8 protein-coding genes are annotated in these 13032 nt (G+C 59.8%); 2 read left to right on the top strand and 6 right to left on the bottom strand.

The window, feature by feature from the left end:
• Positions 1–23: 23 nt before the first annotated feature.
• Complete coding sequence (ppsA, locus tag HU754_RS10455) at positions 24–2399, bottom strand: phosphoenolpyruvate synthase (RefSeq protein WP_186623459.1); 2376 nt, start codon at positions 2397–2399, stop codon at positions 24–26.
• A 174-nt stretch (positions 2400–2573) separates the two neighbouring features.
• Here ppsA and ppsR point away from each other — a divergent pair, with 174 nt between their 5' ends.
• Positions 2574–3392, top strand: coding sequence for a posphoenolpyruvate synthetase regulatory kinase/phosphorylase PpsR (gene ppsR / locus HU754_RS10450; protein WP_016773826.1), 819 nt, complete (start codon positions 2574–2576; stop codon positions 3390–3392).
• Between the two features lie 116 nt (positions 3393–3508).
• On the opposite strand, the gene HU754_RS10445 is transcribed toward ppsR, so the two are convergent.
• The gene (locus HU754_RS10445; protein ID WP_186623461.1) at positions 3509–4918 is read right to left on the bottom strand and encodes an aminotransferase-like domain-containing protein; all 1410 of its coding nucleotides are present in this window, start codon (positions 4916–4918) and stop codon (positions 3509–3511) included.
• Between the two features lie 114 nt (positions 4919–5032).
• Between HU754_RS10445 and HU754_RS10440 the strand changes: the two genes are divergently transcribed.
• Complete coding sequence (locus tag HU754_RS10440) at positions 5033–5938, top strand: DMT family transporter (protein WP_175559587.1); 906 nt, start codon at positions 5033–5035, stop codon at positions 5936–5938.
• Here HU754_RS10440 and prpD read toward each other — a convergent pair.
• From prpD to prpC, 4 genes are all read right to left on the bottom strand, one after another.
• Positions 5931–7415, bottom strand: coding sequence for a 2-methylcitrate dehydratase (gene prpD / locus HU754_RS10435; protein WP_186623470.1), 1485 nt, complete (start codon positions 7413–7415; stop codon positions 5931–5933). The two genes, HU754_RS10440 and prpD, sit on opposite strands and share 8 nt — an antisense overlap.
• 362 nt (positions 7416–7777) lie before the next feature.
• The gene (prpF, locus tag HU754_RS10430) at positions 7778–8968 is read right to left on the bottom strand and encodes a 2-methylaconitate cis-trans isomerase PrpF (protein ID WP_186623474.1); all 1191 of its coding nucleotides are present in this window, start codon (positions 8966–8968) and stop codon (positions 7778–7780) included.
• A 54-nt stretch (positions 8969–9022) separates the two neighbouring features.
• The gene (acnD, locus tag HU754_RS10425) at positions 9023–11617 is read right to left on the bottom strand and encodes a Fe/S-dependent 2-methylisocitrate dehydratase AcnD (RefSeq protein WP_186623476.1); all 2595 of its coding nucleotides are present in this window, start codon (positions 11615–11617) and stop codon (positions 9023–9025) included.
• A 202-nt stretch (positions 11618–11819) separates the two neighbouring features.
• Positions 11820–12947 (bottom strand): bifunctional 2-methylcitrate synthase/citrate synthase, encoded by a 1128-nt coding sequence (gene prpC / locus HU754_RS10420; protein WP_186623477.1) that lies wholly within the window; start codon positions 12945–12947, stop codon positions 11820–11822.
• Between the last annotated feature and the right edge of the window lie 85 nt (positions 12948–13032).

The following is a 13032-nucleotide window of genomic DNA, read 5'->3' as shown; positions in this document are numbered from 1 at the left end:
GGAACGGGCCGTTCACATATTGATCAGGCCTGCGCCTGGCCTTCGGCGAGGAAGAACCAGGTTTCCAGCACGGAGTCCGGGTTCAGCGACACGCTTTCGATGCCCTGCTCCATCAGCCACTTGGCCAGATCCGGGTGGTCCGAAGGACCCTGACCGCAGATACCGATGTACTTGCCGGCCTTGTTGCATGCCGCAATCGCGTTGGCCAACAGCTTCTTGACCGCCGGATTACGCTCGTCGAACAGGTGCGCGATGATACCGGAATCGCGGTCCAGACCCAGGGTCAGCTGAGTCAGGTCGTTGGAACCGATCGAGAAACCGTCGAAGAATTCGAGGAATTCTTCAGCAAGGATCGCGTTGGATGGCAGTTCGCACATCATGATCACGCGCAGACCGTTGTCGCCGCGCTTCAAGCCGTTCTCGGCGAGCAGATCAACAACCTGGCTGGCTTCGCCCAGAGTACGGACAAACGGCACCATGATTTCGACGTTGGTCAGGCCCATCTCGTTGCGCACACGTTTCAGCGCGCGGCATTCGAGTTCGAAGCAGTCACGGAACGATTCGCTGATGTAACGCGAAGCGCCACGGAAGCCCAGCATCGGGTTTTCTTCTTCCGGCTCGTAGAGCTTGCCGCCGATCAGGTTGGCGTATTCGTTGGACTTGAAGTCCGACAGACGCACGATGACTTTCTTCGGTGCAAACGCAGCCGCGAGGGTGCTGATGCCTTCAACCAGTTTCTCGACATAGAAGCCGACCGGATCGTCGTAACCGGCGATACGCTTGTCGACGCTGTCCTTGATTTCCTGCGGCAGACCGTCGTAGTTCAACAGCGCTTTCGGGTGGACGCCGATCATGCGGTTGATGATGAATTCCAGACGGGCCAGGCCCACACCGGCGTTCGGCAGTTGCGCGAAGTCGAAGGCGCGGTCCGGGTTGCCGACGTTCATCATGATTTTGAACGGCAGCTCCGGCATGGCGTCGACGGAGTTCTTCTTGATGTCGAAGCCCAGTTCGCCTTCGAAGATGTAACCGGTGTCGCCCTCGGCGCACGAAACGGTCACGCCCTGGCCATCTTTCAGCAGTTGGGTGGCGTTGCCGCAACCGACCACTGCCGGAATACCCAGCTCACGAGCGATGATCGCCGCGTGGCAAGTACGGCCGCCACGGTTGGTGACGATCGCGCTGGCGCGCTTCATGACCGGTTCCCAGTCCGGGTCGGTCATGTCGGAAACCAGTACGTCGCCCGGCTGGACTTTGTCCATCTCGGACACGTCTTTGATGATGCGAACCTTACCGGCGCCGATGCGCTGGCCAATCGCACGACCTTCAACCAGCACGGTGCCGGTTTCTTTCAGCAGGTAACGTTCCATGACGTTGGCCTGGGTGCGGCTTTTCACGGTTTCCGGACGCGCCTGCACGATGTACAGCTTGCCGTCGTCACCGTCCTTGGCCCACTCGATGTCCATCGGGCAGCCGTAGTGCTTTTCGATGATCATCGCTTGCTTGGCCAGTTCGCTGACTTCAGCGTCGCTGAGGCAGAAACGCGCGCGCTCAGCCTTGTCGACATCGACGGTCTTGACCGAACGACCGGCCTTGGCCTCGTCGCCGTAGATCATTTTGATGGCTTTGCTGCCCAGGTTGCGACGCAGGATCGCCGGACGACCGGCCTCCAGCGTGCCCTTGTGCACGTAGAACTCATCCGGGTTGACCGCGCCTTGTACGACGGTTTCGCCCAGGCCGTAGGCGCCGGTGATGAACACCACGTCACGGAAACCCGATTCGGTATCGAGGGTGAACATCACGCCGGCGGTGCCGGTTTCCGAACGCACCATGCGCTGCACGCCAGCCGACAGGGCGACCAGTTTGTGGTCGAAGCCCTGGTGCACGCGGTAGGAAATCGCACGGTCGTTGAACAGCGAAGCGAACACCTCTTTGGCGGCGCGGATAACGTTTTCCACACCACGGATGTTCAGGAAGGTTTCCTGCTGACCGGCGAACGAGGCGTCCGGCAAGTCTTCGGCGGTGGCGGAAGAACGCACGGCCACGGCCACATCAGGATTGCCGGCCGACAGCGCGGCGAACGCGGTGCGGATCTCGGCATTCAGTTTTTCGGGGAATTCGGCTTCCATGATCCATTGACGGATCTGGGCGCCGGTCTTGGCCAGGGCGTTGACATCATCAACGTCGAGCGCGTCGAGGGCCTGGTGGATCTGGTCGTTGAGGCCGCTCAGTTCGAGGAAATCACGATAGGCCTGGGCCGTCGTGGCGAAGCCGCCGGGGACCGAAACACCGGCGCCTGCCAGGTTACTGATCATCTCGCCCAGGGATGCGTTCTTGCCCCCCACATGCTCAACATCGTGTTTGCCGAGCTTATCGAGGGAAACTACGTACTCTACCAAGGTGATCTCTCCACTAACTGTGTTGGAAAAGCTCAGAAACCGGCGGCCCGGGGGAGCCTTGGCCGGTTGTATGGCCTGGACCTGGAAAATAAGTGAGAATGCGGGCCAGTCGCGGCCGACAAATCGCGCCTATCATATCCAGAAATGCTCATTAGCTTAAGGCCCAAGGTGCAAATGAAACGATCTGCTTTCTTCATCTCCGATGGCACCGGCATCACTGCCGAAACCCTGGGTCAAAGCCTTCTGGCGCAGTTCGAAAACATTACCTTCAGCAAATTCACGCGACCGTACATCGACAGCGTTGAAAAAGCGCGGGCCATGGTACAACAAATCAACAAAGCCGCTGAAACCGACGGCTTTCGCCCGATCATCTTCGACACCATCGTCAATCAGGACATCCGTGAGATTCTCGCCACGTCCAATGGTTTCATGATCGACATTTTCTCGACCTTTCTTGCCCCGCTGGAGCAGGAACTGACCGAGCACTCTTCCTACACGGTCGGCAAGTCGCACTCGATCGGGCACAACTCCAATTACATGGAGCGTATCGAGGCGGTTAACTTTGCCCTCGACAACGACGACGGCGCGCGCACGCACTATTACGACAAAGCCGATTTGATACTAGTGGGCGTGTCGCGATGCGGCAAAACGCCGACGTGTCTGTACATGGCCATGCAGTTCGGCATTCGCGCGGCCAACTATCCGCTGACCGAAGACGACATGGAACGCCTGACCCTGCCGACGGCCCTGCGCGCTCATCAGCACAAGCTGTTCGGCCTGACCATCGACCCGGACCGCCTCACCGCAATCCGCAACGAGCGCAAGCCCAACAGCCGTTATTCGAGCTACGCCCAGTGCGAATTCGAAGTGCGTGAAGTGGAAAACCTGTTCCGCCGCGAGAACATCCCGCACATCAACTCCACGCATTTTTCGGTGGAAGAGATTTCGGCGAAGATTCTGGTGGAGAAAGGTGTGGAGCGGCGGTTCAAATAGGTCTGTATTGCTTGATCTGACGCCTTCGCGAGCAGGCTCGCTCCCACAGGGGGGGAATGCATTCCAACTGAAGGAATGCGGTCCACTGTGGGAGCGAGCCTGCTCGCGAAGAACGATTACACGGACTCTGTTAATGCCCGCGCCAAAGCCTCAAAGCCTGCCAGCAACAACCGATCATCGCCCACCGCATTACACACACTCACCCGAATAAATTGCGGCACCGCCGCATGCCCCACCGCAAACGCCTCAGCGGTGGCCACCAGATAGTTGTTCTCCTTCAACTCCGCCGCAATCTGCGACGCCCGCCACAGCTCAGGCACCTCTACCCAGAAGTGCGGGCTATAAGGGTGAGTCTTGTAATTCAAACCCTGCAGAACAGGCGCCACCAACGCTTTGCGCCGAGCGATCTCGCTGATCTGCTCGTCCAGTAAACGCTCGGCCATGCCGCTTTCAATCCACAGGCTCGCGACTTCCATCGATAACGGATTGGCCATCCAGCAGGTCGCGCGGATGGCGGCACTCAAACGCCCGATCAAGGCTTGCGGCGCATGCAGATAACCGACGCGCAATCCCGCCGAAACAGCCTTGCTCAGGCTGCCAATCAACACCGATCGCTCCGGCGCAAAATAGCTCAGCGGCAATGGGCGCTGGCGATCCAGAACGGCATGGGCCTCGTCTTCGATAATCAGCAGATTGTGTTGACGACAGAGGTCGGCAATCGCCTCGCGCCGTGGGATCGACATCACAGCGGCCGTAGGATTCTGGATCGTCGGGGTGCAATACAGCGCTGAAACACGATGCTGACGACAAATGTCCTCCAGCGCCGACGGTAAAAGTCCTTCGTCATCCATCGCCGCGCCAATGAGTTTTATCCCGAGCTGGCGTGCGACGCCGATCAATCCCGGGTAGGACAAATGCTCCGTCACAACGGTGTCGCCGGCCTTGAGCAAGCCCATCAACGTGCACAGCAGACCATGCTGGCCACCGTTGACGCACAACACCTGATCGGCATGCGGGACATACGCCGCATGCTGCAACCACACCGCCCCCGCCACACGATGCCGCGCCAACCCGGCTTCTGCGGTGTAGCCGGTCAATTGCTGCAACACCCGCGGATCGCTTGCCAGCTCCTGCAGGCTCTGGCTCATGAACGCCGCTTCCTGTGCGGGAATCGGCTGATTGCGGCTCATGTCGAAGCAGGCTGACGGCTCATCGCTGACATTACGAAAGCCTTTGTCCTGCGGCCGTTCCATCCCGCGCTGACACACATAAGTGCCATCTCCGACGCGGGCGACGACCAATCCCACGCGTTCCAATTCGCCGTAGGCACGGCTGATCGTACCGATGGTCACTCCGAGACTGTCGGCCAACAACCGGTGCGGCGGCAGTTTGCTACCGGCATCGATAATGCCTTCGTCGATGGCCTGCGCGACGGCATTCGCCAGGCGTTTGTACTTCACGCCTACGCCATTGGCGAGTCCATCACGGAGGATTGACACCATGGCAATACTTACTTTGACAGTCATTCTCGCCCCGAATAGCGTGCTTAAAAAAGGTTCAATCAGAAATAGACCGTTTCCGCGATCAGGTCAATTCCACCATTCGGAGTACGCCACATGTCGACCGCCGTCAGCACACCGATGCACATCAGCAAACCCTGGCTCGCCGGATTGATCACCAGCACGCTGTTTCTCATCGTCTGCCTGAGTTGGGGCACGACGTGGCTGGGGATCAAGATTGCGGTGGAAAGCGTGCCGCCGCTGACGGCCGCCGGGCTGCGCTTTCTGATTGCTTTTCCGCTGTTCCTGAGCTTCGCGCTGTTGCGCAAGGAACCGCTGTTGTTTCCCCGGCAAAGCCGCTGGTTCTTTGTGTTCGTCACGCTGTCGTATTTCAGCCTGCCTTACTACCTGCTCAACTACGGTGAGATGCACGTATCGTCCGGCCTGACCGCCCTGCTGTTCAGTTGCATGCCGGTGTTTATCCTGTTGTTTTCCGCGCTGTTTCTGCGCGAGAGAATCTACCCGTCACAAATGCTCGGCATCGCCATTGGTTTTGGCAGTCTGTTCATGATTATTCGTAGTCAGGGCCTGCATCTGGATCAAGCGGAATGGCTGGGAGTATTGGCGATTCTCTGTGCGGCGGTGATGCATGCGCTGTGTTACGTAGTGACGAAAAAACACGGCAGCGCGATCAGCGTGATCACCTACAACACGCTGCCAATCGGCATTGCCGGGGCGATGTTATTTATTGTCGGATTGAGCGTTGAGACTCCGGTATTCAGCGATGTCAGCGCGCGCTCGTGGGGCGCCCTGCTGTATCTGGGGCTGGTGGCATCGGTGGGCGGATTCATCGTTTACTTTTTGCTGCTTAAACGCTTGAGCCCGATCATTCTGTCGTTCGTGTTTATCATTTTTCCGGTGTTCGCCGTGATCATCGGCGCCTGGTACGAGGGGCAAACCCTGTCCCGGGAGCTGATGATCTATTCGGCGGTTTTGTTGAGCGGGTTTGCGATCACCAAATTGCCTGTGGAAAAGTGGTTCAGATAACGAACATATCCACAAAACGATTGACTGGGGTGGCTTCGAGCTGCGCCGGATCCTTGCACAACGCGAAAATTTCGCCGCTGCGCTGGCCGGTGAAACGTGTGGCCAGGTTGGCCTTGAACTTGTCTTCCAGCAATGGAATGCCCTCGACACGGCGGCGACGATGACCGATCGGGTATTCCACGACGACGTTTTCAGTGCTGCTGCCATCCTTGAAAAACACCTGCACGGCGTTGGCGATCGAGCGCTTGTCGGGCTCCAGATATTCACGGGTGAAACGCGGTTCTTCGACGATGACCATTTTCTCGCGCAGCACATCGATGATCGGATGCGCCCGGTGGAAATCGTCTTCGTACTGCTCGGCGACCAGATTGCCAAAGGCCAGTGGCACGGCGGTCATGTACTGGATGCAGTGGTCGCGGTCGGCGGCGTTGGCCAGCGGCCCGACTTTGGAAATGATGCGAATCGCCGATTCGTGGGTGGTGATGACGATCCGGTCGATTTCATGCAGACGATTGCGCACTTGCGGGTGCAACGTCACTGCCGCTTCACAGGCCGTCTGCGCATGAAATTCGGCGGGGAAGCTGATCTTGAACAGCACGTTTTCCATCACGTAACTGCCGAACGGCCGCGAAAAACTGAAAGCACGTTTATCTTCCGGTTTCAGCGCCAGATCGCTGTTGGTATGGCTGAACAGCACGTCATAAAAGCCCCACTGTTTCGCAGTCAGCACGCCGGGAATACCCATTTCGCCGCGCATGGCGATGTCGGCCAGTCGCACACCACGACTCGTCGCATCCCCCGCCGCCCAGGATTTTCGTGAACCGGCGTTAGGTGCATGACGATAAGTGCGCAGCGCCTGACCATCAGCGAACGCGTGGGACAACGCCGACAGCAATTGCTCACGATTGGCGCCCATCAGTTTGGCGGTGACAGCGGTTGAAGCGACTTTCACCAGAATGACGTGATCGAGTCCTACACGATTGAAGGAGTTTTCCAGGGCGATTACGCCTTGAATTTCGTGGGCCATGATCATCGCTTCGAGCACATCGCGAATGGTCAGCGGTGCTTCAGCGTTGGCCAGACGCTTCTGCGAAAGATGATCGGCCACCGCGAGAATCCCGCCGAGGTTGTCGGATGGATGGCCCCACTCGGCGGCGAGCCAGGTGTCGTTGTAGTCGAGCCAGCGGACGATGCAGCCGATGTCCCAGGCGGCCTTGACCGGGTCGAGGCGATAGGAGGTGCCGGGAACGCGTGCGCCGAACGGGACGACGGTGCCTTCGACGATCGGGCCCAGATGCTTGGTGCATTCGGGAAAGCGCAACGCCAGCAGGCCGCAGCCCAGCGTGTCCATCAGGCAGTTGCGGGCGGTGTCGAGGGCTTCGGTGGAGGTGACTTTGAAGGTGAGGACGTAATCGGCGATGTCCTGCAGGACACGGTCGTAGTCGGGGCGGTTGTTCAGGTCGACGTTGGCGCTCATTGCGGTTCTCCTGTGCGGGAATGATGAGTGGGTGCGGTCTTCCTCAGGGCTTGGCTGGGTTGGTCTGGTTGATTGCAGGTCTGGGGTGCCTGCTGGTTTTGGGTTTCTTCAGTGGGTGGCCCCTCACCCTAGCCCTCTCCCGAGGGAGAGGGAACCGATTGGGGGATGCTGTAGAGGTTCACCGACGTGAACGATCTCCACGGAATCCATAATCGATTAGATCGATGAACATCCCAGACACCTCGGTCGGCCCTTAAAATCCATAATCGACTCGATCTTTCAGGTCGATGTACATCTCCAGACACCTCGGTCGGCCCCCTCTCCCTCCGGGAGAGGGCTGGGGTGAGGGTAAAGCTCTTGGATCAGAACGAATCTCCGGGAATGCGCACGTAACCCTCCATCAGGACACGCGCACTACGGCTCATGATGGCTTTCTTCACCACCCACTCGCCGTTCTCCAGACTGGCTTCAGCGCCAACGCGCAACGTCCCGGACGGATGCCCAAAACGCACGGCACTACGTTCAACACCACCCGCTGCAAGGTTCACCAATGTCCCGGAAATGGCTGCAGCAGTACCAATCGCCACCGCCGCCGTGCCCATCATCGCGTGATGCAACTTGCCCATCGACAAGGCGCGCACCAGCAAATCCACATCACCGGCGCCAACCGCTTTACCACTCGACGCCACGTAATCAGCAGGCTTGGCGACAAACGCGACTTTCGGCGTGTGCTGACGTTTGGCCGCTTCATCGAGATTCGATATCAGACCCATGCGCAACGCGCCATAAGCCCGAATCGTCTCGAACATCTGCAGCGCTTGCGGATCGCTGTTGATCGCGCTCTGCAACTCGGTACCGGTGTAACCGATGTCTTCAGCATTGACGAAAATCGTCGGGATGCCAGCATTGATCATGGTCGCCTTGAACGTGCCGACACCCGGTACTTCCAGCTCATCGATGAGGTTGCCGGTGGGAAACATCGAACCACCGCCGCCCTCTTCTTCCGCTGCCGGGTCCATGAATTCGACTTGCACTTCGGCCGCCGGAAAGGTCACGCCGTCGAGTTCGAAATCACCGGTTTCCTGCACTTCGCCGTTGGTGATCGGCACATGGGCAATAATGGTTTTGCCGATGTTGGCCTGCCACACGCGCACCACCGCAACACCGTTGTGCGGAATGCGGCTGGCGTCGACCAGACCGTTGCTGATGGCGAACGAACCGACCGCTGCCGAGAGGTTGCCGCAATTGCCGCTCCAGTCCACGAACGGCTTGTCGATGGAGACCTGACCGAACAGGTAATCGACGTCGTGATCGGCCTTGATGCTTTTCGACAGGATCACGGTTTTGCTGGTGCTGGACGTGGCGCCGCCCATGCCATCAATTTGTTTGTCGTACGGATCGGGGCTGCCGATCACGCGCAGCAGCAAAGCGTCGCGGGTCGGGCCGGGAATCTGTGCCGCTTCGGGCAGATCCTTGAGGCTGAAGAACACGCCTTTGCTGGTGCCGCCGCGCATGTAGGTCGCAGGGATTTTGATTTGTGGTGCGTGAGCCATGGTGCTCCTTAACCACAGACGTGAGACCCAAGCCTCACGCCTGCATCAGTAGATTTAAACGGCAACCGCCGACTCTTCGAGGAAGTCCTGAGCGAAGCGCTGCAACACGCCGCCAGCCTCATAGATCGACACTTCTTCAGCGGTATCCAGACGGCAGGTCACCGGCACGTCAACGCGCTCGCCGTTCTTGCGATGGATCACCAGCGTCAGGTCCGCGCGCGGTTTGCGCTCGCCGATCACGTCGTAGGTTTCGCTGCCGTCGATGGCCAGGGTGTGACGGTCAGTGCCCGGCTTGAACTCCAGCGGCAACACGCCCATGCCCACCAGGTTGGTGCGGTGAATGCGCTCGAAACCTTCTGCGGCAATCGCCTCGACACCGGCCAGACGCACGCCTTTCGCCGCCCAGTCACGGGACGAACCCTGACCGTAATCGGCGCCGGCAATAATGATCAGCGGCTGCTTGCGCTCCATGTAGGTTTCGATGGCTTCCCACATGCGCATCACTTTGCCTTCCGGCTCGACGCGGGCCAGCGAACCCTGTTTGACCTTGCCGTCTTCCACGACCATTTCATTGAACAGTTTCGGGTTGGCAAACGTCGCGCGCTGCGCGGTCAAGTGGTCGCCACGGTGGGTGGCGTAAGAGTTGAAGTCCTCTTCCGGCAAGCCCATTTTCGCCAGGTATTCGCCGGCGGCGCTGTCGAGCATGATCGCGTTGGATGGCGACAGGTGATCGGTGGTGATGTTGTCCGGCAGCACGGCCAGCGGGCGCATACCCTTAAGCGGACGTGCGCCGGCCAGCGCGCCTTCCCAGTACGGTGGACGGCGAATGTAGGTGCTCATTTCGCGCCAGTCGTAAAGCGGCGTGACTTTCGGGCCGGTGTCTTCGTGGACGGCGAACATCGGAATGTAGACCTGACGGAACTGCTCAGGCTTGACCGAAGATTTCACCACGGCGTCGATTTCTTCGTCGCTCGGCCAGATGTCCTTCAGGCGGATTTCCTTGCCGTCGACCACGCCCAACACATCTTTTTCAATGTCGAAACGGATGGTCCCGGCAATGGCGTAAGCCACCACCAGTGGCGGCGACGCGAGGAACGCTTGCTTGGCATACGGGTGAATGCGGCCGTCGAAGTTGCGGTTGCCGGAAAGCACGGCGGTGGCGTACAGATCACGGTCGATGATCTCTTGCTGGATCACCGGATCGAGCGCGCCGGACATGCCGTTGCAGGTGGTGCAAGCGAAGGCGACAACTCCGAAACCGAGCTGTTCCAGCTCAGTGGTCAGCCCCGCTTCGTCGAGGTACAGCGCCACGGTTTTCGAACCCGGCGCCAGCGAGGATTTCACCCATGGCTTGCGGGTCAGGCCAAGCTTGTTGGCGTTGCGCGCCAGCAGTCCGGCGGCAATCACGTTGCGCGGGTTACTGGTGTTGGTGCAACTGGTGATGGCGGCGATGATCACCGCGCCGTCGGGCATTTGCCCGGGCACGTCATCCCACTGCCCGGAGATGCCTTTGGCCGCCAGATCCGCCACCGCAACGCGCGCGTGCGGGTTGCTCGGGCCGGCCATATTGCGCACTACCGAGGACAGATCGAAAGTCAGGCCGCGCTCGTATTGCGCACCTTTCAGGCTATCGGCCCACAGGCCGGTGAGCTTGGCGTATTGCTCGACGAGCTGCACTTGCTGGTCTTCACGACCGGTCAGCTTCAGGTAATCGATGGTTTGCTGATCGATGTAGAACATCGCCGCCGTGGCGCCGTATTCCGGGGCCATGTTGGAGATGGTCGCGCGGTCGCCGAGGGTCAGCGCCGCCGCGCCTTCGCCGAAGAACTCCAGCCACGCGCCGACGACTTTCTGTTTGCGCAGGTATTCGGTCAGCGCCAGCACCATGTCGGTGGCGGTGATGCCCGGTTGCAGCTTGCCGGTCAGTTCGACGCCGACGCTTTCCGGCAGGCGCATCCACGACGCGCGGCCGAGCATCACGCTCTCGGCTTCGAGGCCGCCGACGCCGATGGCGATTACGCCCAACGCATCGACGTGCGGGGTGTGGCTGTCGGTGCCGACGCAGGTGTCGGGGAACGCAACGCCCTCGCGCACCTGGATCACCGGAGACATTTTCTCCAGGTTGATCTGGTGCATGATGCCGTTGCCCGGCGGGATCACGTCGACGTTCTTGAAGGCCTTCTTCGTCCAGTTGATGAAGTGAAAACGGTCTTCGTTGCGACGGTCTTCGATGGCGCGGTTTTTCTCGAACGCCTGGGCATCGAAACCCCCAGCCTCGACGGCCAACGAGTGGTCGACGATCAATTGCGTCGGCACCACCGGGTTGACTTGCGCCGGATCGCCACCCTGCAAGGCGATCGCGTCACGCAGACCGGCGAGGTCGACCAGTGCGGTCTGGCCGAGAATGTCGTGGCAGACCACGCGCGCCGGGAACCACGGGAAGTCGAGGTCGCGCTTGCGCTCGATCAGTTGCTTGAGGGAATCGGTGAGCGTGGCCGGGTCGCAGCGACGCACGAGGTTTTCCGCCAGCACGCGGGAGGTGTACGGCAGGGTGTCATAACTGCCGGGCTGAATCGCCTCGACCGCCGCGCGGGCGTCGAAATAATCCAGAGGACTGCCGGGCAGGGTTTTACGGAATTCTGTGTTCATCGGGTCAGGACTCGGGTCACGGTGGTTGCAAAGGGTGGGCTGACGCCAGACTCAAGATTCACACCGTCCCTTGTAGGAGTGAGCCTGCTCGCGATAGCGGTAGATCAGTCGACATCGATGGTGAATGTCAGTCCGTCATCGCGAGCAGGCTCACTCCTACAGGGTTTAGCGGTGATCTTGCGCTTCGGGTCAGCTCACCATTTCAGCGACGTTCGATTGGCACGAACTTGCGCTGTTCAACGCCGATGTACTCGGCGCTTGGGCGGATGATGCGGTTATTGGCACGCTGTTCGAACACGTGCGCGGCCCAGCCGGTCAGGCGCGAGCAGACGAAGATCGGCGTGAACAGCTTGGTCGGAATGCCCATGAAGTGGTACGCCGAGGCATGGTAGAAATCGGCGTTGGGGAACAGTTTTTTCTGCTCCCACATGGTCTTGTCGATGGCTTCGGAAACCGCGAACAACACCTTGTCGCCGACCTCGTCCGCGAGTTTTTTCGACCAGCCCTTGATCACCTCGTTGCGCGGATCGCTGTCCTTATAGATCGCGTGGCCGAAGCCCATGATCTTGTCCTTGCGCTCGAGCATGCCGAGGGTGCCCTTGATCGCCTCTTCCGGCGACGAGAAACGCTCGATCATTTCCATCGCCGCTTCGTTGGCACCGCCGTGCAACGGGCCACGCAGCGAACCGATGGCGGCGGTCACGCAGGAATAAAGATCAGACAGGGTCGAAGCGCAAACGCGCGCGGTGAAGGTCGAGGCGTTGAATTCGTGTTCGGCGTAGAGGATCAGCGAAACGTTCATCACTTTGACGTGCAGTTCGCTTGGCTTCTTGTCGTGCAGCAGGTGCAGGAAGTGACCGCCGATAGTCGGCTCGTCACTGACGCAGTTGATGCGTTTGCCGTCGTGGCTGAAGCGATACCAGTAGCACATGATCGCCGGGAACGCGGCCAGCAAGCGGTCAGTCTTGTCGCGCTGCTCGGAGAAGTCTTGCTCCGGCTCGAGGTTGCCAAGGAACGAGCAACCGGTGCGCATCACGTCCATCGGGTGGGCGTCGGCGGGGATGCGTTCGAGCACTTCTTTCAGCGCTGGCGGCAGGTCGCGCAGCTTGCTCAGTTTGCCTTGGTATTCGTCGAGTTGCGCCTTCGTCGGCAGCTCGCCGTAGAGCAGCAGGTACGCGACTTCTTCAAATTGCGCATCGGCTGCCAGTTCGCGCACGTCGTAGCCGCGATAGGTCAGCCCGGCACCGGCCTGGCCCACGGTGGACAGTGCGGTTTGCCCGGCAACCTGGCCACGGAGCCCGGCACCACTGAGTACTTTTGCTTCGGCCATTGTGTTCTCCAATCTTTTTGAATTTGTATGGGGAAAACTTGTGGGAGCGAGCCTGCTCGCGAAGGTGGCTGGAACACCTCTGTGC

Origin of the sequence: Pseudomonas zeae, from assembly GCF_014268485.2 — a bacterium.
Taxonomy (GTDB): domain Bacteria; phylum Pseudomonadota; class Gammaproteobacteria; order Pseudomonadales; family Pseudomonadaceae; genus Aquipseudomonas; species Aquipseudomonas neuropathica.
This window is presented reverse-complemented; position numbering and strand designations above follow the sequence as displayed.